This window comes from Kitasatospora sp. NPDC004240, from assembly GCF_053603215.1.
Map to the genome: position 1 here is coordinate 19,121 of NZ_JBSGFD010000070.1, position 22,956 is coordinate 42,076.

Consider the following 22,956-nt stretch of genomic DNA (forward strand, 5'->3'; position numbering starts at 1 on the left):
TGAGCCATGCGCCGCTGCGCCATGCGAGTTTCTGGGTCACGCGCCGTTGAGTCACCCGAGCCCCTGAGCGACCGGACCCACCGAGCCCCTCCCGTGAACGCGCGGACCCCGGGGCGCCGCAGCCGCGGCCACCCCGGGGTCCGCCGGTCGCACCGGGTCCGCGGCCCCGGTCAGCCGCCGTACTGCGCGAAGATCTTCGCGAACTCGTACGGCTGCTGCGTGATGTTGGTGCACTTGAACAGCGAGCCCGTGCACGCGTTGGCGTCCCGGGTGGTGTCCCAGTAGGCCAGCATGCCGAGGTGGTGCTGCTCGGCGAAGGCGACCAACTGCTGGGCGTCGGCCTGGTTGTAGACCTGGTGGTCGTCGTTCTCCCCGATCATCGGGGTGACGCCGACGGCCGACCACAGCTGCGCGTCGGACTTGGCCGGGAAGAGCGCCTTGAGCTGGCCGTACAGGGCCTGCGCCGCCTGGATCGCGGCGTCGCCGTAGTCGGCGCCGGCCCGGTAGTAGTCCATGGCCATGATGTTGACCAGGTCGACGTCCACGCCGGCGTCCCGCGCGGAGCGGACGATGGCGACGCCCTCCGCGGTCAGGCCCTCGGGCAGGACGGGCAGGGTGAAGGAGACCCGCAGGCCCGGGTTGGCCTTCTGCAGCTTGGCGAGCGCGGCGGAACGGCGTTCGTTGGCGGCGGTGTCGGCGATCGCGGCGCCCTCGATGTCGAAGTCCACGTACTTCAGGCCGTACGCCTTCACGACGGCGTCGTACTCGGCGAACAGGGCGTCCACCGTGCCGCAGGCGGCGGCGAGTTCGGTGCCGCCGGCGCCGCCGAAGGAGACCTTGACGTCACCGCCGGCCGCGCGCAGCGCGTCCACCTGGTCCTTGGCCCAGCCGGTGCGCGGGTCGTAGGCGTTGAACCAGCTGGCCTTGCAGCCGACACCGGTGACGAAGCCCATGGTGAAGGACTTCAGGGTGCCGGCGGTGGCCATCGAGGGCAGCGACGGGGTCGGCCAGGCGCCCATGTCCACGTACGGGGCCACCGGGACGCGGCCGGCCGGGGCCGGGGTGGAGCCGGCGGTCGGCGAGGGCGTGCCGGGGGAGCTCGGCGAGGGGACGCCCGGGGAGGAGGAGGTCGGCAGGTGGGTGGGCCCGGTGCCGCTGGGGCCGGAGAGCACCACGTCGTCGGCCAGGTAGGCGCCCTGCCCGTACCAGCCGTGCAACTGGACGGTGACTGCGGTGGTGTTCGGGCCGGTGGTGAAACTGGTGGACAGTTGCTGCCAGTCGGCGCCGCCCGGGGTCCACACGGTGGGGTCGGTGACACCGCTGCCGCCGGCGCCGAGGTAGACGTACTGGCCCTTGACCCAGGCGCTCAGCGTGTACGTGGTGTTGGGCTGGACGGCGACGGGGTGGCCGCACTGGGCGGTGTCACCGTTGCTCGCCGCTCCCTTGAGCGCGTACGTGCCGCTGTGGGCGCCCGAGTTGACGATGCTTCCGGTGCCGCCGGAACAGCTCCAGCTGCCGAGGGCGCCGCTCTCGAAGCCGGGGTCGCCGAGGAGGTTGCCCTCGGCCGCGCCGGCGTTGCCGGCCAGGGTGGCGAGGCCGCCGGCCGCCAGGGCGCAGACCGCGGCGGCGGCGACCAGCTTGGTGCGGGAGGAGGCGCGACGGCGGTGCCGGCCGGCCTCCTCGGTGTGGGGCGCGCGGGGCATGGGGGTGCCTCTCGGGACGGCGTCCGCCGCCGCGGGGTCGTGGGGTTCGCGGGCGGCGGGCGCGGGGGAGTGGTGTCCGGTGCGGGGGAGGTGCGCGGTGCTGAGCATCAAACTGGACTAGACCAGCTGCATGCGTCAAGCATTGACAGCGGTCGGCGAGTTGGCTTACGCCGGCGCAGGGAGTGGCTTACGTCCGCGTTAAGGGGCGCTCCCCGACAGGTCCCCGCCCGGGGCCCCGACAAGTCCCCGCCCAGGCCCCCGACAGGCCCCTGGCAGCCCCCCGGCGGGGCCCCTGGCGGACGGTCGTCGGGCCCGGGGCTTGACCTAGAGCGCACTCCAAGGGGTTTTCTGGGTCCCGCGAACGAGTCGGGTGAGGGTCCGCGCGGCGGGCCGGATAGCTGAAGGAGCATCAGTCATGCGTACTGCCAAGCTGGGAGTCGACGGTCCCGAGGTCGGTGCGGTGGGTCTCGGCTGCATGGGGATGACCTGGGCCTACGACGTGGAGAACCGCGACGACGAGACCTCGGTGCGGGTCATCCGCAGCGCGCTCGACCTCGGGGTGACCCTGATCGACACCGCCGACGTCTACGGCCCGTACAGCAACGAGGAGGTGGTCGGCGCGGCGCTGGCCGGCCCCTACCGGGAGCGGGCGGTACTGGCGACCAAGGTGGGCCTGGTGCAGGGCACCGGGGGTCGGCGGGTGGACAACAACGGGCGGCCCGAGCACGTGCGGCGCTCGATCGACGAGAGCCTGCGCCGCCTCGGCACCGACCACGTCGACCTGTACCAGCTGCACCGGGTCGACCCCGAGGTGCCGATCGAGGAGACCTGGGGCGCGCTCGCCGAGGTCGTCGCGGCGGGCAAGGCCCGGCAGATCGGGCTCTCCGAGGTGAGCGTCGAGGAGATCGAGCGGGCGCGGGCGGTGCACCCGGTGGCCTCCGTGCAGTCCGAGCTGTCGCTGTGGACGCGGGACGCGCTGGCCGAGGTGCTGCCGTACACCGAGGAGCACGGCATCGCGTTCCTGCCGTACTCGCCGCTGGGCCGGGGTTTCCTGGTCGGCCGGTTCGCCACCGCCGACGACCTGCCGGCCGATGACTTCCGGCGCTCCCTGCCGCGCTTCCAGCAGGAGGCGCTGGCGGCGAACCTGGCGATCGTCGACAAGGTCAAGGAGATCGCCGCACGTGTCGGCGCGACCCCCGCGCAGGTGGCGCTGGCCTGGCTGCTGGCGCAGGGCCGCTACGTGCTGCCGATTCCCGGCACCAAGACGCCCAAGTACCTGGCGGACAACGCGGCGGCCGCCGACGTCACGCTCGGCGCGGACGAGCTCGCCGAGCTCGACGCGCTGCCCGCCCCGACGGGCGGGCGGTACTGACCGACGGTCGGCCGGAGCCGGTCGGTGTGCCGGTGCGGGCCGACCGTCGTGGGTCGACGGCCGCAGGGTCGACGGCCGCGGGGCCGACGCCGCCACAGGCAGGTGCCGCACGGTTGGGTGCCGCCACGGTTGGGTGCCGTCGGGTCAGGCCCCGTCCGGCCGGCGCTCCATGACCCAGATCAGCTGCCGCCCGGTCTCGGCCGGCGCCCGCACCTCGGCGTCGGCCACCCGGTCCAGCCGGTAGCCGAGCTTGCGCGGCACGGCGGCGCTGGGGCCGTTCGCCTCGTCGCAGTGGATCTCCACCCGCTCGACGCCGGGCAGTGCCAGCGCCGCCGAGGTGAGTGCCCGGGCGGCGGCGGTGGCGATGCCCCGGCCGGTGTGGCCGGCGGCGACCCAGTAGCCGATCTCCAGCGCACCGGGGCCGATCCGCCCGTGCAGACCGAAGGCACCGATCACGGTGCCGGGCCCGCCCTCGGTCGCGTCCCCCGCCGGTCCGTCGAGGACGCCGACGTACATGAAGTCGGTGCCGGCGTCCCAGGCGGTGACGCCGGCCCGGGTCAGCTCGACGCAGTGCTCGATGCCGGGGGCCTCGGCGGCCCACTCCATCCAGGGGCGCAGGTGCTCCAGGTTGGCGTGCACCGCCGAGCGGAGCCCGGCGGCGTGCGCGGGGGTGCGGCGGTGCAGGGAGACTCCGCCGGCCAGCGCCAGCAGCTCGGGCGGCCGGCCGGTGCTGACCTGCACCGGGCCGGTGGAGCGGCGGGCGGGGAGGACGGCGGCTCGCCTGCGGGGGTGACGCATGACGTGACTCATGACAGCGATTATGTCGATGGTCCAGACCGGCCACCAGCGACTTTCCCGCAGGCCGAGGGCGCCGCCGGGAGGCGCGTCAGAGGCGCACCAGCACCTCGTCGAGCTCCTTGCGCCGCAGATCCGGAACGCGCGCCCCCTCCGCCGGATAGCCGACCGGGATCACGTACGCGGCCCGCTCCTCGGCGGGCCGTTCGCACACCTCGTTGAGGAACTTCATCGGGCTCGGGGTGTGGGTCAGGGTCGCCAGCCCCGCCTGGTGCAGGGTGGCGAGCAGCAGCCCGACCGCGATGCCCACCGACTCCTTGGTGTAGTACGGGCGTGGCGAGTTCGGGCCCTTGTGCACCTCGAACACCACGATGACCGCGGGCGCGTCCTCCAGGAACGGCTTCTGCCAGTCGGTGCCGATCGGCGCCAGCGCGGTCAGCCACTCCTCGGAGGCCCGGTGCGCGTAGAACTCCCGTTCCTCCGCCTCGGCGGCCTCGCGCAGCCGGCGCTTGCGCTCCGGATCGGTGATCACCACGAACCGCCAGGGCTGCACGTGCGCCCCGCTGGGCGCGGTGTTGGCGGTACGGACCGCCCACTCGACCACGCCGTCCGGGATCGGACGGGTGGAGTAGTCGCGGACCGTGCGGCGCCGGGACATCACGTCGTGGAAGGACCTGCTGCGTGCCTCGGCCTCGTGGGCGGGCACGGTCATCGGGCGGAGCGGGACACTCGGGTACGAGGTCTCGGCCGCCACTGTGCTCTCAACCATGGGCGACAGCACAGCACATGGCGGCGGATCCCGGAAGAGGTCTGGACCTGATCGGTCCTCCGGCCGGGCGGCTATCCGCCCGGCCGGAGCCCGGGCGGCCAACGATCCGCCCACGATCCGTCCGGGACCCGCCTACGATCCGCCCGCGATCCGCCGCCCCGTGCTCGGGCGCGCCCGAGGCGTGCCGGACACGCCCCGGGCCGGGTTCACGCCATGCTCTCGTGCACGCGCCCGTCCCGCACCTCGATCCGCCGGTTGACGGTGACCGCCTCCAGCATCCGCCGGTCGTGGGTGACCAGCAGCAGGGTGCCGGTGTACGAGGACAGCGCGGACTCCAACTGCTCGATGGCGGGCAGGTCCAGGTGGTTGGTGGGCTCGTCCAGCACCAGCAGGTTGACCCCGCGGGCCTGGAGCAGCGCGAGCGCGGCGCGGGTCCGCTCGCCGGGGGAGAGGGTGCCGGCCGGGCGCAGCACGTGCACGGCCTTGAGCCCGAACTTGGCGAGCAGGGTGCGCACCTCCTCCGGGGTGAACTCCGGCACCGCCGCGGCGAAGGCCTCCGCCAGCGGGTCGTCGCCGAGGAACAGCCCGCGCGCCTGGTCCACCTCGCCGACGACCACGCCCGAGCCCAGGACGGCGCTGCCGCCGTCGAGTTCGAGCCGGCCCAGCAGCGCGGCCAGCAGCGTGGACTTGCCGGCCCCGTTGGCACCCGTGATGGCGACCCGGTCGGCCCAGTCGATCTGCAGGTCCACCGGGCCGAAGGCGAAGTCGCCGCGGCGGACGCAGGCCCCGCGCAGGGTGGCGACCACCGAGCCGGAGCGCGGCGCGGTGGCGATCTCCATCCGCAGCTCCCACTCCTTGCGCGGCTCCTCGACCACGTCCAGGCGCTCGATCATGCGCTGGGTCTGCCGGGCCTTGGAGGCCTGCTTCTCGGTGGACTCGGCGCGCATCGCGCGGCCGATCTTGTCGTTGTCGGAGGACTTGCGGCGGGCGTTGCGCACGCCGTGCTCCATCCAGCCGCGCTGCATCCGGGCCCGCGCCTCCAGCGAGGCCTTGGTGTCGGCGTACTCGTCGTACTCCTCGCGGGCGTGCCGGCGGGCCACCGCGCGCTCCTCCAGGTACGCCTCGTAGCCGCCGCCGTACAGGTTGACCTGCTGCTGGGCGAGGTCCAGCTCCAGCACCCGGGTCACCGTGCGGCTCAGGAACTCGCGGTCGTGGCTGATCAGCACGGTGCCGGCGCGCAGCCCCTTGACGAAGGACTCCAGCCGCTCCAGGCCGTCCAGGTCGAGGTCGTTGGTGGGCTCGTCGAGCAGGAAGACGTCGTAGCGGGAGAGCAGCAGCGAGGCGAGGCCGGCCCGGGCGGCCTGGCCGCCGGAGAGCGCGGTCATCGGAAGGTCCAGGGAGACCTTGAGGCCCAACGAGTCGGCGACCTCCTCGGCGCGCTCCTCCAGGTCGGCACCGCCGAGGTCCAGCCAGCGGTCCAGGCTCACCGCGTAGGCGTCGTCGGCCCCCGGGCGGCCCTCGACCAGGCCCTCGGTGGCCTCGTCCAGCGCGGCCTGGGCGCCCGCCACACCGGTGCGGCGGGCCAGGAAGTCGCGCACCGACTCGCCGTCACGCCGCTCGGGCTCCTGCGGGAGGTGGCCGACGTTGGCGTTCGCGGGGCTGAGCCGCAGCGTGCCGCCCTCGGGGGTGTCCAGGCCGGCCAGCAGCCGCAGCAGCGTCGACTTGCCGGCCCCGTTGACGCCGACCAGCCCGATCACGTCGCCGGGGGCGACGACCAGGTCCAGGCCGGAGAAGAGGGTGCGTTCGCCGTGGCCGGCGCTGAGGTCCTTGACTACGAGTGTGGCGCTCATGATGTCCCCGATTCTAAGGAACGCGGCCGGTGCCCCGGCGCCCGGCCGGACAGCGGGACGGGACGCCCGGCCGGGACGTGGGAACCGGACGCCCGGCCGGACAGCGGGAACCGGACGCCCGGCACGGAACGGGGCGCCGGATTAAATCGATTGCGGGAAGGTCCGGGCACTTCCTAACGTTGACCCCGTCAGCCGCCAGAACAGGAGAAGGCCGTTGCTCTACTGAGGTCCCGAGACACCGCCCCGCCGCGCCACAGCATGCGCGGCGCGCGAGCGTGCGACCTCAGTGGTGAGCCGGCCCGGCGACTCTTCGCGCCCAGCCCCGTGCCACCCGCTGCCGTCCCGTCGGCGGTGTCTCCCGTGTTGCTCACCCGACCACGTCAGGCAACCATCCGGGAGGCCATCCATGGCACAACCCACCACCTCCGTCCTCTGCACCGAGCTCTCCTTCGAGTGGCCGGACGGCAAGCCCGTCCTCGACGGCTTCCACCTCGCGGTCGGCCCCGGCCGCACCGGGCTGATCGGGCTCAACGGCGCCGGCAAGTCCACCCTGCTGCGCCTGATCGCGGGCGAACTCACCCCCACCTCCGGCACCGTGAAGGTCGGCGGCGAGCTGGGGTACCTCCCCCAGGGCCTCACCCTCGACACCGGCCTGCGGGTCGACGAGGCGCTGGGGATCCGGGCCGCCCGCGAGGCCCTGCTCGCCATCGAGTCGGGCGACACCGACCAGCGGCACTTCGACGCCGTCGGCGACGACTGGGACGTCGAGGAGCGCGCCCGCGCCACCCTCGACCGGCTCGGCCTGGCCCGGCTGGACCTCGACCGCACCACCGGCGAGCTCTCCGGCGGCGAGGCGGTGCTGCTGCGCCTGGCCGCCCTGCTGCTGCGCCGCCCCGACGTGCTGCTGCTCGACGAGCCCACCAACAACCTCGACCGGCCCGCCCGCGAGCGGCTCTACGAGACGGTGGCCGGCTGGAACGGCGTCATGGTGATCGTCAGCCACGACCGCGAGCTCCTCCAGCACGTCGACCAGATCGCCGACCTGCGGGACGGCTCGGTCACCTGGTACGGCGGGAACCACGCGCACTACGAGCGCACCCTCGCCGCCCAGCAGGAGACCGCCGAGCGGCTGCTGCGCACCGCCGAGGCCGAGGTCCAGCGCCAGAAGCGGGACCTGGTCGACTCCCGGACACGGCAGGAGCGCAGCGCCAGCTACGGGAAGAAGCGCTCCGTCACCCGCAACGACCCGCACATCTTCGCCGGCAAGCTCAAACGCCAGGGCCAGGAGACCACCGGCCGGCTGCAGACCATGCACGCCGAGCGGCTCGCCGAGGCCAAGGAGCGGCTGACCGCCGCCGAGGAGGCGGTCCGCGACGACGCCGAGATCCGCATCGACCTGCCGCGCACCGCCGTGCCGGCCGGCCGTACGGTGCTCACCCTCGACCGGGTCCGGCTGCCGTACGGCGCCCGCGTCGACCTGGACCTGCGCGGGGCCGAGCGGGTCGCCGTGGTCGGGCGCAACGGCTCCGGCAAGACCACCCTGCTGCGCGCGATCGCCGGCGAGGTCGCCCCGCTGGAGGGGGAGATCACCACCCCGGTGCCGATGCGCCACCTGCCGCAGCGGCTGGACCTGCTGGACGACGGGCTCAGCGTCGCGGGGAACGTCAAGCTCTTCGCGCCCTCCGCGGGGGACAACGCGATCCGGGCCCGGCTGGCCCGGTTCCTGTTCCGCGGCGGCCGGGCGGACCAGCCCGCCGGCACCCTCTCGGGCGGTGAGCGGTTCCGGGCCACGCTGGCGGCGCTGCTGCTGGCCGACCCGCCTCCGCAGCTGCTGCTGCTCGACGAGCCGACCAACAACCTCGACCTCGCCAGCGTCCGCCAGCTCACCCAGGCGCTCGCCGCCTACCAGGGCGCGCTGATCGTGGTCAGCCACGACCTGCCGTTCCTGCGCGGCCTCGGCATCACCCGCTGGCTGGAGCTGGACGGCGAGCTGAGGGCGGTGGACCCGATGTGACGGGCCCGGCGGGGGCCGCCCGCCCGGGAGGTCCGGCGTCAGGATCCTCCGAGGAGCCGGCGGGCCCGGGTCAGGGCCGAGTCCTTGAGCCCGTCCAGCTCCTCGGGGGTGAACACCGGGGTGCTCAGCTCGGCCGGGATGCCGGGGCCGTCGAAGCTGGTGCCCTGCGGGGTGAGGAACTTCTCGTTCGGCAGCGTCACCGTGAACTGACAGGAGAGCTTCCTGGTCATCACGTCGGAGAACACCCCCTGGGTGCTCTCGCCGATCCGGGTGACGTGCGGGCCGCGGCCCATCAGCGCCTGGGTGAAGGTCTCACCCGCGCTCACCGTGCTCCCGGAGGTGAGCAGTGCCACCGGGCCGGTGAAGCGCTTCCCGTCGGCGGGCCGGACGCGGAGCGCCTGCGGCCGGGTGTAGCGGGTCGGGTCACCGGGGTCGTTGCGGGCCACCTTGCGGTAGGCGACGTACGGGCGGTCGGTGAGCCGCGCGGCGATCCGCAGGCCGAGCGCGTCCGAGCCGCCGCCGTTCACCCGCACGTCGATCACCAGCCCGCGCAGCCGCGCGGGGTCGGCGAGCAGAGCGTCCAGCGCGCGGTCGAGCTCGGCCTCCTGGTCCTGGTGGCTGCCGCCCTTCACGTAGCCGCTGAAGGTGCTCACCCGGAGGTAGCCGATGCCGTCGGGGAGTTCGCCCACGCCGATGAGGCCGTTGCCGAAGGCGCGCTCCGGACCGGTCAGCTGGGCGGCCACGGGCTTGGCGGCGCGGACCATCAGGTCCGGGGAGGGCCTGACGGTGCCCGGACGCACGCTCGAGAAGACGGGGGCGAGGTCGCCCTCGGCGTCCGGGCGCGCCAGCACGACGTGCGCGTCGTGCAGCGGGGTGAGCATCCGGACGAAGATCTCCTGGAGCTCCTGGTCGGTGGTCCGCGAGGTGACCTGCGGCCGGTAGGTGTCACGCAGGGCGTGCCAGTCGACGCCCTTGGCGGCGAAGAACGGGTAGTTCTCCTCGAAGTTCGCCCAGAACCGGTCGAAGACCGCGACCGCGTCGTCGGGGGCCGACGGCCCGCAGAGGGCCGGAAGTCCGGGCAGCCGCTCCAGCGTGCGGCTGCCGGCGGCCCCGTCCTCCTGGTAGACAGCCCGGTGGCGGCCCTGCGGGGTGACGGTCAGCTCGGCGAAGGCGTTCTCCGGCGCGCCGTAGCGGGTGGCGCCGCCCGGGCCGGCCTCGCCGACCTGGCGCAGCGGGCTCCCGCTGTCGGTGCAGCTCACCGAGGTCACGTCGTAGGCGGTGACCTTCCGGTCGGCGATCGCCAGGACGGTACCGTAGCCGTCCACCCGCCAGACGCCGTCCAGCCGTTCGGCGCCCGGTCGTTCGGCGCCGGGCAGCCCTCCCCCCGGTGGTGCGGCCGGCGCCGGCGCCGCCAGCCCGGCCGTCACCACCAGCGCGACCCCCGTGGCCGCCGCCATCCGCGCCGCGCCCCGAAGTCCCCTGCCCTTGAACCGCATTCCGGCCTCCGCCGTCTCGTGGACCACCCCTGGGCGTTCCCGCGGAACCGTTCCGCCGCCCGTCTCCGACGCTAACGGCGCGGCGTGGTCGTGGGCGTCACACCGCGGTGTGGTCCGGACCCCCTACCGTGGGGGTACGCGGGGCCCGCCGCGGTGGCGCCCCAGGGGTACCGGCGGGGGCGCGGTGACCGGTCCGCGTGCCCCCGCCGGAGCCCCGCCCGCCCCGCAACCCGCCGTGGGACAGGCTCCGTTGACGCCGTTTCGGTTCCCGGGGGCGGTACCGCTCCAGTACCATCGGCGCCATGCCTGCGCTCAACATCGAGTACACGGAGCACGAACTCGCCGCCATCCGCGAGGCCGCCGCCGCCGACGGCAAGAGCGTCAAGGCGTACGTCCACGACCTGAGCGTGCGCGAGCAGCAGCGGCGGACCTTCGTGGAGCACGCGGTGGCGTTCTGGCGCCAGCACCGCGAGGAGTTCGACGCCGCCTTCCCGGACGACGCGCCCCGGCCGCGGACCCCGGCGGCCTGACCGCCGCCCGCCGGGGACGTCCCGCGGTGACGCCGCTCCAGGTCGACCTGCGCTGGCTGCTCGACGTCCAGGAGCGGGCCTCGCCGGAGGACCTCAGCGTGCGTGACTACTCCGCGCTCCAGGCCGCCGTGGCCCGGCACCGGGTCAACACCGCGCAGTTCGGGCACGACGCCGATCCGTCCTGGTGCGCGGCGACCCTGATGCACACCATCGTGCTGCTGCGCCCGCTGCCGGTGCGCAACAACCTGTACGCCTGCGTGACCACGGCCGCCTACATGCACGCCGCCGAGGAGGGCATCGACGCGCCCTACGGCGCGCTGGTCGAGCTGGCCCGGGACATCGCCGGGGGCCGGGCGGACGTGTTCGCGGCGGCCGACCGGATCCGGGCCTGGCGCATCTGAGCCCGGCGGAGCCGAGCCCGCACCGGGGGCCTGGAGTCGGTCGGCCGCCGCGTCGTGGGACGCCGCGTCGTGGGGCGGCGCCGGAGCCGCTACACCTCGGCGGAGGCGGGCTCCGCCGTTCTGCCCAGCTTCCCCGCGACCAGGGTGCCGAGCCGGTCCATGCCGACCACGGCCGCCGCCAGCACCACGAACTCCACGGTCAGCAGCGCGATCTGGGTCCAGACGTAGCCGTAGCCCTTGGTCGTCGGGTCGAAGAAGAAGTACGGGTACGGCATCGGGTAGTCGGCGAACAGCGCGTTGCGGGCCAGCACGATGGCCGCGTAGCCGAGCGGGAAGGCCAGCCAGAGCGGGATGTCCCGCCAGGCCGAGGCGTTGCGCGGCCTGAGGGTCAGCCAGTCGATGATCACCATCACGGGCGTGACGTAGTGCAGGAGGAACGAGGACCAGTGCTGGAGCATGTCCGGTCCGGAGAACAGGCCGGGCAGCGGGTTGGCGCCGTGCTCCAGCAGGATGTGCGACACCAGGCCGGTGATCAGGATGTACAGCGTGGCGGCCCCGCGCAGCCGGGGCGCGGGCGCGTCGACGGTGCCCCGCTTGATCATCCAGTAGACCGCGCCGATGAAGTAGCCGAGCACGATCACATTGCTCTGGATCGTGAAGTACACCAGCGGCGCGGTCTGCAGGATCAGCCCGAGCGCCGCCGAGAGCACGATGCCCATGCGCCACCAGAGCGCGGGGCGGGTCCGGAGCTTCGTCATTCGGCCACCAGTTCGGTTCAGGCGATACGGGGAGGTATCGGACGGCAAAAGGGGAATGCCGCACTCTACTCGCTGGTAGGACCGCCGCCTACCCCGGCAGCACGAAGCCCGATTCGTAGGCCACGATCACCGCCTGGGTGCGGTCCCGGGCGCCGAGTTTGGCGAGCACGCTGCCGACGTGGGTCTTCACCGTCTCCTGGCTGACCACGAGCCGCCCGGCGATCTCGCCGTTGTTGAGCCCGGCCGCCATCAACCGCAGCACCTGGCCCTCCCGTTCGGTGAGCCGGCGGATCGGCCCCTCCTCCGGGCCGGACCGCCGGGCCGGGCGCTGGCGCAGCGCGAGTTCGCGCACGGCGGCGGGGAAGAGCAGCGAGTCGCCGCGCGCGACCAGCCGTACCGCCTGGACCATCTCCTCCGCGCGGGCCCGCTTCAGCAGGAAGCCGGCGGCACCGGCCCGGAGCGCGTCGTACACGTGGTCGTCGTGCTCGAAGGTGGTCACCACCAGGATCCGGGGCGGTTCGGGCATGCCGCCGACGAGCTGTTCGGTCGCCCGGATCCCGTCGATGCCGGGCATCCGGACGTCCATCAGCACCACGTCCGGGCGCAGTTCGCGCACCAGCGGCACGACCTCGGCGCCGTCGGCGGCCTCGCCGACCACGGTGAGGTCGGGTTCGGCGTCGATCACCACCCGCAGGCCCATCCGGACCAGCCGCTCGTCGTCCGCGACCACCACCCGGATCGGCCCACCGGCCGTCCCCGGCCCGTCGACGGCGGCCGTCCCCTGCTCACCGGCCGTCCCCGGCCCCTCCACGGAGGCCCCTCCCGGCCCCTCCACGGCGGCCGTTCCCTCGGTGACGCTCATGTCGTTCCTCCCACCGGTCGCGCTCCTCCCACGGGCAGCCACACGGCCAGCCGCCACGTCGTCCCGTCGGCCGTCGGTCCGGCCTCGCAGCCGCCGCGCAGGGCGGCGGCCCTTTCGCCGATGCCGCGCAGGCCCCGGCCGCCACCGGGGCGGCTGGGTCGGGCGGCGCCCAGCGGACTGGTCAGTTCGATGTCCAGCCGGCCGCCGCCCAGCGTCACCCGCAGCCCGGCCGGCGCCGGGCCGGCGTGCCGCAGGACGTTGGTCAGCCCCTCCTGGACGATCCGGTACGCCTCGCGCGAGACGGTGACCGGCAGCCGGTCCAGACCGGGGGACAGGTCGGAGCGCACCCGCACGCCGGTGCGGTCCAGCTGGCGCAGCAGGTCGTCCAGCCCGGCCAGGGTCGGCCCGGCGGGGGCTGCACCGGATCCGTCCCGGCCCTCCGCCGGGTCCTCCTCCCTCAGCAGCCCGAGCACGGTGTCCAGTTCGGCGACGGCCGCGCGGGCGGTCTCCTCGATGGCGTGGAGCGCCTCGGCGGCGAACGCGGGGTCGGTGGCCAGCACCCGGGCGGCGGCCGAGGCCTGGATGCCGACCGCGCTCAGCGCGTGCCCGACCGAGTCGTGCAGCTCCCGGGCCAGCCGGTTGCGCTGGGCGAGTACGGTGGCCCGCCGCTCGGCGGCGGCGACCCGCTCGTCCGGGGTGGGGCCGAGCAGCGCGGGTGCCCAGCGGGCGAGCAGGGCTCCCGAACCGGCGCTGGTGCCGAGGATCAGCAGCAGCAGCGCGAGGCCGAGCAGCGGTCCGGGCACCTGGGCGGGAAGCCCCCGCTCCTGCCAGAACCGCACCAGTTCCTCGGTCCCGCTCAGGTCGAACACGGTCATCGTCAGGAACACCGAGAACGGCACCCCGGCGAGGGTCATCCCGCTGACCACCCCGCCGAGGAACAGGTGCAGCACGTACCAGCCGGCCGTCTGCCGCTTGGCCGCCCAGGAGCGGGCCGGGCCGCCGGGCAGCTCGCCGTCCGGGGTGTCCAGGGCGCAGAGCGCCCGGGCCGCCACGGTCTCCAGCTCGCGCAGCATCGGCAGCGCGGCGGTGACGGCGGCCATCGGCAGGGCGGCGGCGAAGGCGGCGAGCTGGAGGAGGAAGGCCTGCCCGGGGCCGAGGTCCGGCCGGAACGACCCGGTCGCCACGCTGGCGAGCAGCCAGTACGGCATGAGCAGCGCGCCGCCGAGCACCAGGTGCACCCAGCGCAGCCGGGCCCGCCGTCCGAGCAGCGCACCCGCGGCCCGCCGCAGCACCCGGCCCCGGCCCCGGCCCCGCGCCACCGCCGGATCGCCCACCGCCGAGCCGTCCCCCGCCACCCGCGTCACCCCCGTGATCACCGGGCCGACTCTACGTCAGAACCCGCCCCGCCGAACCCCGCACCGGCGACCGCGGCCCCCGTACCGGCAGCAGCCGCCCCCGCACCGGCCGCCGTCGCCGCCCGCTCGGCCAGCGCGATCGCGCCGGTCATCAGCACCAGCAGGCCGGTGACCACCTGCAGCGACTGCACCAGGGTCAGCAGGCCCGGCAGCGCCCGCCCCGGGCCGGGGTCACCGGCGACGGCCCCGTACGCCACCAGCTGCCAGGCGCCCCAGCCGAACACCGAGCCGGCCGCCGTCCAGGCCACCGCCAGCGGCACCCGGACCCCGCGCCCGGGGCACAGCCGCAGCACCAGGACCAGCAGCGCGGTCACGGCGGCCACGGCCATCACGGCCGTCACCGTGTCCATGACGGTCACCCCGCGGTTGCGCTGTTCGACCCACTCGGCCGGGAGGCCGTTCTCCCCGCCGGCCGCCCAGTACAGGTGCGCCGCCGCGACCACGAGGGCCGGTACGACGGCCGTCCCGGCGAAGGCGCGCTGCACGCCGAGCGTGGGGGAGTGCGGCAGCTCGCCGATCCGGCTGCGCAGCAGCGGGGCCCAGCGCTCCCGGGCGTACAGCAGGAACCCGGTGATCAGCGCGATCCCCTGCACCGTGAACCCGCCGTACACCAGCGGGAAGACCCACCCGGCCGCCGCGCCGTCACCGCTCCCGCCTCCGTCGGAGCCGCCGTCCGCCGGCGGCCCCGGGTCGGGCGGGCCCAGCACCAGGGTGCTCAGCAGGAAGAGCGGCAGGGCCACCAGGATCGTGCCGAGCAGTCCCGTCCCGACCCACATCGGGAAGGCGAGCCATCCGGCGGGTACCCGGCGCCCCCACGGCCGGGCGAAGGCGAGGGAGAGCAGCACCGACACCGAGCCCATGCCGATCGTCAGCAGGTTGACCAGCCACAGCTCGTCCATCTCCGCGGGATCGTCCGTTCCCACGGGCCGTCCGGCCACCCAGAGGAGCTTGAGCACCAGGTACGGCACCGCCGCGGCCACGCCCACGCCCGCCACCCACGCTGTGGTGCCCGGCCGGCGCCGGGCCCTGGGCCCGCCACCGTTCGGGCGGTCCGGCGGCGGCCCGGCGGCCCTGGGCCCGCCGTCGAGGAAAGGAGTCGTCATGCGGTCCAGCCTCCCGGCGCCGCCCCTGTCCGGGCTTCCTCCCCGGACAGGATCCGCCTCCCCCGGCAGGGGGAGCGCGCGGGGTCGGGCACCCTTGTTACCGGCGAGTTGCTTCTCTATGATCCCTGTCATCGCGAGTGTTACAGCTTCACTGTCAAACCGACGGGAGAGGGGCGCGCAGATGGCGGACCCGACCGGCGCGGACCACGGCCCCGGCGGCGCCACAGGCCCAGGCCCAGGCGCGGGCCCAGGCCCCGGCCCGCTGGCCGGCGTGCGGGTGGTGGAGCTCGCGGGCATCGGCCCCGGCCCCTTCGCCGCGATGCTGCTGGCCGACCTCGGCGCCGACGTGGTCCGCGTGGACCGGCCCGACCCGTCCCCACTGGGCGTCGACCCGGCGTACGACCTCACCAACCGCAACAAGCGCTCCGTGCTGATCGACCTCAAGTCCCCCGAGGGCCCCGGCCGGGTGCTCGACCTGGTCGAGCGCGCCCACGTGCTGATCGAGGGCTACCGGCCCGGCGTCGCCGAGCGGCTCGGGGTCGGCCCCGACGCGTGCCTGGCCCGCAACCCCGCCCTGGTCTACGGGAGGATGACCGGCTGGGGCCAGAGCGGCCCGCTCGCCCCCCGGGCCGGCCACGACATCGGGTACGCGGCGGTGGCCGGCGTCCTCGGCATGATCGGCGCGGCGGACGGGCCGCCCGCGATCCCCGCCAACCTGCTCGGCGACTACGCCGGCGGCTCGCTCTACCTGGCGGTCGGCGTGCTGGCCGCCCTGCACCACGCCCGCTCCGGCGGCGCGGGCCAGGTGGTCGACGCGGCCATCGTGGACGGCGCCGCCCACCTCGGTTCGATGCTCTGGGGCCTGCTCGCCGCCGGCCACTGGCAGGACCGCCGGGGCGTGAACCTGCTGGACGGCGGCGCGCCCTGCTACGACGTCTACCGGGCCGCCGACGGCGGGTACCTCGCGGTCGGCGCGCTGGAGCCGCAGTTCTACGCCGAGTTCGCCCGGCTGCTGGAGCTCGGCCCGGACGCCCCCGGCCAGTACGACACCGCCCGCTGGCCCGAGCTGCGCGCCCGGATCGCCGCCCGCTTCGCCACCCGGACCCGCGCCGAGTGGGAGGCCGTGTTCGCCGGCTCCGACGCCTGCGTGGAACCGGTCCTGACGATGCGCCAGGCCGCCGCCCACGAGCACCTGGTGGCCCGCGGGACCTTCCGCGAGGAGGACGGCGTCACCCAGCCCGCGCCCGCCCCGCGGTTCTCCGCCACCCCCGGCACCCTGCGCCGCCCGCCCGCGCGGCCCGGCGCCCACACCGCCGAGATCGCCCGCGACTGGGACGTCCCCGCCCTGCGGGACCGCCCCGCCGCCACCGACTCATCCGCGCCGGGCGGCGCACCTGACACCCCCGCGCGCCCCGCGCCCCGCGGCGCACCCGAGCGCCCCGCCGTGACCGACACGTCCCACCGACCCGACCCCGCCGAAGGCCGCTGACCGGCACCCCTCGAAAGGCACCCACCGTGACCACCGAAGCGTACGTCTACGACGCGATCCGCACCCCGCGCGGCCGCGGCAAGGCCACCGGCTCCCTGCACGGCACCAAGCCGATCGACCTGGTCGTCGGCCTGATCCACGAGCTGCGCCGCCGCCACCCCGACCTCGACCCGGCCGCGGTGGACGACATCGTGCTCGGCGTGGTCAGCCCGCTCGGCGACCAGGGCTCCGACATCGCCCGGATCGCCGCCATCGCCGCCGGGCTGCCCGACACCGTGGCCGGCGTCCAGGAGAACCGGTTCTGCGCCTCCGGCCTGGAGGCCGTCAACCTGGCCGCCGCCAAGGTCCGTTCGGGCTGGGAGGACCTCATCCTGGCCGGCGGCGTCGAGTCGATGTCCCGGGTCAAGATGGGCTCCGACGGCGGTGCCTGGGCGATGGACCCGATGACCAGCTACGAGGGCTACTTCGTCCCGCAGGGCGTCGGCGCCGACCTGATCGCCACCGTCGAGGGCTTCAGCCGCACCGACGTGGACGCCTTCGCCGTCGAGTCGCAGGTCCGCGCCGCCAAGGCCCAGGCGGACGGGCTGTTCGACCGCTCGGTCGTCCCGGTCCGCGACCGCAACGGCCTGGTCGTCCTGGAGCGCGACGAGTTCATCCGCCCCGGCACCACCGTGGAGTCGCTGGGCGCGCTCAAGCCCTCCTTCGCCGCCATCGGCGAGGCCGGCGGTTTCGACGCCGTCGCCCTGCAGAAGTACCACTGGGTGGAGGCCATCGACCACGTCCACCACGCTGGCAACTCCTCCGGCATCGTGGACGGCGCCGCCCTGGTCGCCATCGGCAGCCGGGAGATCGGCGAGCGGTACGGGCTGCGCCCGCGGGCCCGGATCGTGTCCGCCGCGGTGTCCGGCTCGGAGCCCACCATCATGCTCACCGGCCCCGCCCCCGCCACCCGCAAGGCGCTGGCCAAGGCCGGGCTGACCGCCGCCGACATCGACCTGGTCGAGATCAACGAGGCCTTCGCCGCCGTCGCCCTGCGCTTCATCCGTGAGATGGGCTTCAGCCACGAGCAGGTGAACGTCAACGGCGGCGCGATCGCCCTCGGCCACCCGCTCGGCGCCACCGGCGCGATGATCCTCGGCACCCTGATCGACGAGCTGGAGCGCCGCGACCTGCGCTACGGCCTGGCCACCCTCTGCGTCGGCGGCGGCATGGGCATCGCCACCGTCGTCGAGCGCATCTGACCACCCCCCTTCCTGGAGAACCGGACCCATGTCTGACACCACCATCCGCTGGGAGCAGGACCGGGACGGCGTGGTCACCCTCGTCCTCGACGATCCCACCCAGTCCGTCAACACCATGAACGAGGCCTTCACGGCCGACCTCGACGCCGTCGTGGAGCGCCTGGCCGGCCTCGGCGAGCAGCTGCGCGGAGTGGTGATCACCTCCGCCAAGAAGACCTTCTTCGCCGGCGGCGACCTGCGGATGCTCTCCGCGGCCCGCCCCGGGGACGCCGCGGCCGTCTTCGAGAAGTCCCTGCGGGTCAAGCGCGCGCTGCGCCGGCTGGAGACCCTGGGCCGGCCGGTGGTCGCCGCGATCAACGGCAGCGCGCTCGGCGGCGGCCTGGAGATCGCCCTCGCCTGCCACCACCGGATCGCCCTGGACGTCCCGGCCAGCCGGATCGGCCTGCCCGAGGTCACCCTCGGCCTGCTCCCCGGCGGCGGGGGGGTCGTGCGCACGGTGCGGCTGTTCGGCATCACCGACGCCCTGCTGAAGTTCCTGCTGCAGGGCCGCCAGTACCGCCCGGCGCAGGCCCTGGAGCACGGGCTGGTCCACGAACTGGTCGCCACCCCCGAGGAGTTGACCGCCCGGGCGCACGCCTGGATCGCCGCCAACCCGACCGCCGTCCAGCCCTGGGACGTCAAGGGGTACAAGATCCCCGGAGGCACCCCGAGCACCCCCGCGTTCGCCGCCAACCTGCCGGCCTTCCCGTCCAACCTGCGCAAGCAGCTGGCCGGCGCGCCCTACCCGGCCCCGCGCAACGTGCTGGCCGCCGCGGTGGAGAGCGCCCAGGTGGACGTCGACACGGCGATGACCATCGAGGCCCGCTACTTCACCGAGCTGGCCTGCGGGCAGACCAGCACCAACATGATCCAGGGCCTGTTCTTCGACATGCAGGCCGTCAACTCCGGTGCCGGCCGCCCCAAGGACGTCCCTGAGCGCCCGGTGCGCCGGGTGGCGGTGCTCGGCGCCGGCATGATGGGCGCCGGCATCGCGTACGCCTGCGCCAGGGCCGGGATCGAGGTGCTGCTCAAGGACGTCACCGTCGAGGCCGCCGAGCGCGGCAAGGCCTACTCCGCCGGGCTGCTGGACAAGGCCGTGGCGCGCGGCCGCAGCACCGAGGAGCAGCGCGCCGAACTGCTCGCCCGGATCGTCCCGACCGCGGAGGCCGCCGACCTGGCCGGCTGCGACGCGGTGATCGAGGCGGTCTTCGAGAACCCCGAGCTCAAGCACAAGGTGTTCCAGGAGGTCCAGGACGTCGTGGCGCCGGACGCGCTGCTCTGCTCCAACACCTCCACCCTCCCGATCGGCCTGCTCGCCGAGGGGGTCACCCGGCGCGCCGACTTCATCGGCCTGCACTTCTTCTCGCCGGTCGACAGGATGAAGCTGGTGGAGATCATCCGGGGGCCGGAGACCGGTGACGAGGCGCTGGCCCGCGCCTTCGACCTGGTCCGGCAGATCGACCGCACGCCGGTGGTGGTCAACGACTCGCGCGGCTTCTTCACCTCCCGGGTGATCGGCCGGTTCATCAACGAGGGCGTGGCGATGGTCGGCGAGGGCGTCGACCCGGCCTCGGTCGAGCAGGCCGCCGCCCAGGCCGGCTACCCGGCCAAGGTGCTCTCCCTGCTGGACGAGCTGACCCTCACCCTGCCGCGCCGCATCCGCGACGAGTCCCGGCGGGCCGTCGAGGCCGCGGGCGGCAGCTGGGAGGAGCACCCGGGCGACGCCGTCCTGGACCGGATGGTCGACGAGTTCGGCCGCACCGGCCGCAGCGCGGGCGCCGGCTTCTACGAGTACGGCGAGGACGGCCGGCGCGGACTGCTCTGGCCCGGCCTGCGCGAGCACTTCGCCCGGCCCGACGTGAGCGTCCCGTTCGAGGACCTCAAGGAGCGGATGCTCTTCGCCGAGGCGCTGGACTCGGTGCGCTGCCTGGAGGAGGGCGTACTCACCTCCGTCGCCGACGGCAACGTGGGCTCCATCCTCGGCATCGGCTTCCCGGCCTGGACCGGCGGGGTGTTCCAGTACGTCAACGGCTACGAGGGCGGGCCGGCCGGGTTCGCCGCCCGGGCCCGGGAACTGGCCGCCGCGTACGGCGAGCGGTTTGCGCCGCCCGCGCTGCTGGAGCGGATCGCCGCCGAGGGCCGTACCTTCACGGACTGACCCGGCGGTACGTCCACCGGACGGATCACGCCCCCGCGGCCACCCCGGCCGCGGGGGCGCGCGTTCGACCGGCCGTCCGACCGGCCGTTCAACCGGCCGGTCGACCGGTCACCAGCTCGGTCACCGGCCCGGCCGCCGGCCCGGGCGCGGCGGCCGCCCCGGCGAGCTCCTCGCGCAGCGAGCGCTGGAAGGCCGTCACCAGCGCCTGGGCGATCATCGGCTGGATGTGGTCGGTGAGCGAGCGCATCCGCTCCAGCTCCTCCGGGGCCGGCTCGCTCTCCCGGTACGGCCGCCAGACCGTCTCGCGGAACAGCCGCTGCAACTCCTGCGCGGTGGCCCGGCTGTGCTCCAGCACCACGGCCCGCGCCGTGAGCAGGGTCTCCAGCGGGATCGGCACGTCCAGCACCCGCACCCCCAGCGGCAGCAGGCCCGGGTCGACCCGGAACACCTCCGGGTCCGCCGTGCGCTCCAGCGCGCCCATCGCCGCCAGCTGCTCCAGCTGTGCCTCGGACAGCGGCCGCCCGGCCCGCCGCTCCAACTGCGCCCGGGTGGCCTCCTCGGCCGCCTCCGGGGTCCAGGAGGCCACCAGCGCGCGGTGGATCGCCAGGTCGAGCGGGCTGCTGCCGTGCGGCAGCCGGGCCAGGTAGCGCTCGATCGCGGCCAGGGTCAGCCCCTGCCGCTGCAGTTCCTCGATCAGCTCCAGGCGTTCCAGGTGCTCCGGCCCGTACAGCCCGACCCGGCGCGGGCCCAGCTCCGGCGGGGGCAGCAGCCCCTTCGAGGCGTAGAACCGCAGCGTCCGCACGGTCACCCCGGCCCGCGCCGCCAGCTCGTCCACCGTCAGCCGTGACGGCGTCGATCCCGCTCCCACCCGGCGCCTCCAGCACTGTCGCACCACCACTGTGACAGCACCAGTGTGACAGGTGCGCCGTCCGGCCCACCCGTCCGGGAACGCCGCCGGCCCCCGCCTCCTCGGGGGGACGGGGGCCGGCGGGCGGGTGCTCAGCGGGAGCCGGACTCGACGAGGTCCGCGTGGTGGCGGCGGGTGACCTCGGGGTGCGCCCTCGTGTACCCCTTCCACTCGTTCGAACCGAACTCGGCGAAGAGCGGGTTGGCCGGGTCCTGGGCGGCACCCGGCGCGTGGTGGGCCAGCGGGAAGTCCAGCGGCTCGATGTGGGCGTCCAGGCGCGGGTTGTAGAAGAACGGCACGGAGAACCGCTCGCGCGCCCCGGCCGGGCTGACCACCCGGTGGCTGGTGGCCTTCAGGTAGCCGTCGGTGGCCACCTCCAGCAGCTCCCCGAGGTTCACCACGAAGGCGCCCTCCAACGGCGGCACCTCCAGGAAGGAACCGTCCGGGCGCTCCACCTGGAGGCCGCCGACGGTGTCCTGCAGCAGCAGCGTGATGAAGCCGTAGTCCTTGTGCGAGCCGACGCCCTGCCCGGCGCCGTCCGGCGCGGTGCCCGGGTAGCGGACCAGCTTGAGCCGCAGGTGCGGGTGGCCGGCGAAGGCGTAGTCGTAGAAGTCCGGGCGGGCGCCGATCGCGGTCAGCAGCTCGTGCAGCAGCCGGTCGGCGACCGCGCTGAGGCGGTCGATCCAGCCGAGGGCGGCGGTCCGCAGCTCGGGCAGGCCGTCGGGCCACTGGTTGGGGCCCTCCAGCCACCAGTACGGGGGCTCGCCCGGGCCGGGCACGTGGGCCGGGAGTTCGGCGCCGATGTCCAGCTGGTCGCGCCAGTCCCGGCTGCCGCCGGTGCGCTCGTCGCCGGTGCGGGTGTAGCCGCGGAAGTGCGGGGAGTTGAGGTTGCTGATCGCGAGCCGCCGGTCCTCGGGCAGGGAGAAGAAGGCCTTCATCGAGTCGGTGAGGGCGCGCGTCTCGTCCGGGGTGATGCCGTGGCCGACCAGCTGGAAGAAGCCGACCTCGGTGGCCGCCGCCCGCAGCTCGTCGTGCAGGCGGGTGCGGTCCGCCTCGCCGCCGGAGGCGAGGGAGAGGTCGATCACCGGGAGCCCGGTCGCGTCGGGGACGGCGGGGGAGGGGTGCTGCTGCGTCATGGGTGACATCCGCTGTGGTCTCGTCCCGGCCGGACCGGTGGTGACCGGAGGGGCGTCGGGGCCGCGCCGGGTGTGGCGGACGCCCCGAGGGCCGGGAGGGGGATGCGGGCCCGGGTGGGGGCCGCGCGATGAGGGTGGTGAGGGTCAGCCGGAGCGTCGACAGGACATGCTCGTGACGCGGAGCAGGTCCACGTGGCGACGGCTGACGAGAATAAGCACGTCACCAGCGTAGATGACCTTGGCGGGGGCGAGCGAGCCCCCCGGTGTGGGCTGTGCCACGCCGGGATCTTCCGGGCATGTCCCCGCCTCGGGGGGTCGGCCATGGGACCTCCGGCGTCGGGTTCCGGGGGGTCGGGTGGGCTTGATCGGAGTCGGGGTCGGGCCACCGGGCGGCAGGGCCCGGGGCCGTCTCCGGAGGGCTCCGTTGTCATGTCCAGTGTCACCGTGGCCGACCCGGCGTCAAGGGAGCGCGTCGGCCCAGGGGGCGCACCGTGCCGTCACGGGAGCACGAGCGCCGCCGCCGAGTCGTCCTGGGCCAGCAGCGCCGCCTCCACCCGCCGCAGCGAGGGCCCCGGGTCCACCCCCAGCTCCTCGGCGAGCAGCGTACGGGCGGCGCGCAGGCGGCCCAGCGCGTCGCCCTGGCGCCCGGCCCGGAACAGCGCGAGGGCCAGCAGCTCCCAGCCGCGCTCGCCCAGCGGCCGCTCGGCGGTGTGCTTCTCCAGATCGCCGATGATCGCGTGGTGCTGGCCCAGGCTCAGCTGGGCGGCGAACAGGTCCTCCTGGGCCGCGCGCCACAGCCCGTCCAGCCGCGCCGCCTCCGGCCCGGCGAACCCGTGCCCGGCGAACTCCCCGTACGCCGGGCCGCGCCACAGCGCCAGCGCCTCGCCCAGCACGGCGGCGGCCGCGCCCGGGGCGCCC

At 74.9% G+C, this 22,956-nt stretch carries 19 protein-coding genes; 7 read left to right on the forward strand and 12 right to left on the reverse strand.

Translation table 11 applies throughout. The annotated features are described in order from the left end of the window. Positions 1 to 170: 170 nt before the first annotated feature. On the reverse strand, positions 171 to 1,811 hold the full coding sequence (locus ACWEQL_RS20395; protein ID WP_452151674.1) for a carbohydrate binding domain-containing protein: 1,641 nt from the start codon (positions 1,809 to 1,811) through the stop codon (positions 171 to 173). 307 nt (positions 1,812 to 2,118) lie between these two features. Between ACWEQL_RS20395 and ACWEQL_RS20400 the strand changes: the two genes are divergently transcribed. Further along, positions 2,119 to 3,075, forward strand: coding sequence for an aldo/keto reductase (locus ACWEQL_RS20400; RefSeq protein WP_452151675.1), 957 nt, complete (start codon positions 2,119 to 2,121; stop codon positions 3,073 to 3,075). Between the two features lie 144 nt (positions 3,076 to 3,219). Here the strand turns inward: ACWEQL_RS20400 and ACWEQL_RS20405 are convergent, their stop codons facing one another. The 3 genes from ACWEQL_RS20405 to ACWEQL_RS20415 form a co-directional block, all read right to left on the reverse strand. Further along, the gene (locus ACWEQL_RS20405; protein ID WP_452151676.1) at positions 3,220 to 3,885 is read right to left on the reverse strand and encodes a GNAT family N-acetyltransferase; all 666 of its coding nucleotides are present in this window, start codon (positions 3,883 to 3,885) and stop codon (positions 3,220 to 3,222) included. A 76-nt stretch (positions 3,886 to 3,961) separates the two neighbouring features. Beyond that, positions 3,962 to 4,639, reverse strand: coding sequence for a nitroreductase family protein (locus ACWEQL_RS20410; RefSeq protein WP_452151677.1), 678 nt, complete (start codon positions 4,637 to 4,639; stop codon positions 3,962 to 3,964). A 206-nt stretch (positions 4,640 to 4,845) separates the two neighbouring features. Then, complete coding sequence (locus ACWEQL_RS20415) at positions 4,846 to 6,489, reverse strand: ABC-F family ATP-binding cassette domain-containing protein (RefSeq protein WP_452151678.1); 1,644 nt, start codon at positions 6,487 to 6,489, stop codon at positions 4,846 to 4,848. Positions 6,490 to 6,895: 406 nt separating this feature from the next. On the opposite strand from ACWEQL_RS20415, the gene ACWEQL_RS20420 reads away from it, so the two are divergent. Next, entirely contained in the window at positions 6,896 to 8,503 is a 1,608-nt protein-coding gene (locus ACWEQL_RS20420) for an ABC-F family ATP-binding cassette domain-containing protein (RefSeq protein WP_452151679.1), read from the forward strand. 38 nt (positions 8,504 to 8,541) lie between these two features. Here ACWEQL_RS20420 and ACWEQL_RS20425 read toward each other — a convergent pair whose 3' ends face one another. Next, on the reverse strand, positions 8,542 to 9,960 hold the full coding sequence (locus ACWEQL_RS20425; protein WP_452151680.1) for a S41 family peptidase: 1,419 nt from the start codon (positions 9,958 to 9,960) through the stop codon (positions 8,542 to 8,544). A 341-nt stretch (positions 9,961 to 10,301) separates the two neighbouring features. On the opposite strand from ACWEQL_RS20425, the gene ACWEQL_RS20430 reads away from it, so the two are divergent. After that, the gene (locus tag ACWEQL_RS20430; protein ID WP_452151681.1) at positions 10,302 to 10,529 is read left to right on the forward strand and encodes a hypothetical protein; all 228 of its coding nucleotides are present in this window, start codon (positions 10,302 to 10,304) and stop codon (positions 10,527 to 10,529) included. A 26-nt stretch (positions 10,530 to 10,555) separates the two neighbouring features. After that, positions 10,556 to 10,930, forward strand: coding sequence for a toxin Doc (locus ACWEQL_RS20435; protein WP_452151682.1), 375 nt, complete (start codon positions 10,556 to 10,558; stop codon positions 10,928 to 10,930). Positions 10,931 to 11,019: 89 nt separating this feature from the next. On the opposite strand, the gene ACWEQL_RS20440 is transcribed toward ACWEQL_RS20435, so the two are convergent. From ACWEQL_RS20440 to ACWEQL_RS20455, 4 genes are all read right to left on the reverse strand, one after another. Beyond that, on the reverse strand, positions 11,020 to 11,688 hold the full coding sequence (locus ACWEQL_RS20440; RefSeq protein WP_452151683.1) for a Pr6Pr family membrane protein: 669 nt from the start codon (positions 11,686 to 11,688) through the stop codon (positions 11,020 to 11,022). 88 nt (positions 11,689 to 11,776) lie between these two features. Further along, positions 11,777 to 12,550: a response regulator transcription factor gene (locus ACWEQL_RS20445; RefSeq protein ID WP_452151684.1), complete on the reverse strand. Its 774-nt coding sequence runs from the start codon at positions 12,548 to 12,550 to the stop codon at positions 11,777 to 11,779. Beyond that, the gene (locus ACWEQL_RS20450) at positions 12,547 to 13,926 is read right to left on the reverse strand and encodes a sensor histidine kinase (protein ID WP_452151685.1); all 1,380 of its coding nucleotides are present in this window, start codon (positions 13,924 to 13,926) and stop codon (positions 12,547 to 12,549) included. The genes ACWEQL_RS20445 and ACWEQL_RS20450 overlap by 4 nt, the downstream gene beginning before the upstream one ends. After that, positions 13,923 to 15,068 (reverse strand): hypothetical protein, encoded by a 1,146-nt coding sequence (locus ACWEQL_RS20455; protein WP_452151686.1) that lies wholly within the window; start codon positions 15,066 to 15,068, stop codon positions 13,923 to 13,925. Before ACWEQL_RS20455 ends, ACWEQL_RS20450 begins: the two co-directional genes overlap by 4 nt. 181 nt (positions 15,069 to 15,249) lie before the next feature. On the opposite strand from ACWEQL_RS20455, the gene ACWEQL_RS20460 reads away from it, so the two are divergent. From ACWEQL_RS20460 to ACWEQL_RS20470, 3 genes are read left to right on the forward strand one after another with little or no spacing between them, the layout of a single operon-like run. After that, positions 15,250 to 16,557 carry a CaiB/BaiF CoA transferase family protein gene (locus ACWEQL_RS20460; RefSeq protein ID WP_452151687.1) on the forward strand — a complete coding sequence of 436 codons (1,308 nt, stop codon included), beginning with the start codon at positions 15,250 to 15,252 and terminating at the stop codon, positions 16,555 to 16,557. 26 nt (positions 16,558 to 16,583) lie between these two features. Further along, a complete protein-coding gene (locus ACWEQL_RS20465; protein WP_452151688.1) occupies positions 16,584 to 17,798 on the forward strand; it encodes an acetyl-CoA C-acetyltransferase in 1,215 nt (404 codons plus the stop codon). A gap of 28 nt (positions 17,799 to 17,826) precedes the next feature. Then, complete coding sequence (locus ACWEQL_RS20470; protein WP_452151689.1) at positions 17,827 to 19,995, forward strand: 3-hydroxyacyl-CoA dehydrogenase NAD-binding domain-containing protein; 2,169 nt, start codon at positions 17,827 to 17,829, stop codon at positions 19,993 to 19,995. Between the two features lie 88 nt (positions 19,996 to 20,083). Here the strand turns inward: ACWEQL_RS20470 and ACWEQL_RS20475 are convergent, their stop codons facing one another. From ACWEQL_RS20475 to ACWEQL_RS20485, 3 genes are all read right to left on the reverse strand, one after another. Next, positions 20,084 to 20,863, reverse strand: coding sequence for a MerR family transcriptional regulator (locus ACWEQL_RS20475; RefSeq protein WP_452151690.1), 780 nt, complete (start codon positions 20,861 to 20,863; stop codon positions 20,084 to 20,086). A gap of 131 nt (positions 20,864 to 20,994) precedes the next feature. Beyond that, positions 20,995 to 22,038, reverse strand: coding sequence for an isopenicillin N synthase family dioxygenase (locus ACWEQL_RS20480; RefSeq protein ID WP_452151691.1), 1,044 nt, complete (start codon positions 22,036 to 22,038; stop codon positions 20,995 to 20,997). A gap of 497 nt (positions 22,039 to 22,535) precedes the next feature. After that, positions 22,536 to 22,956 (reverse strand): AfsR/SARP family transcriptional regulator (locus ACWEQL_RS20485; protein ID WP_452151692.1); only part of this gene is annotated, 421 nt, incomplete at its 5' end.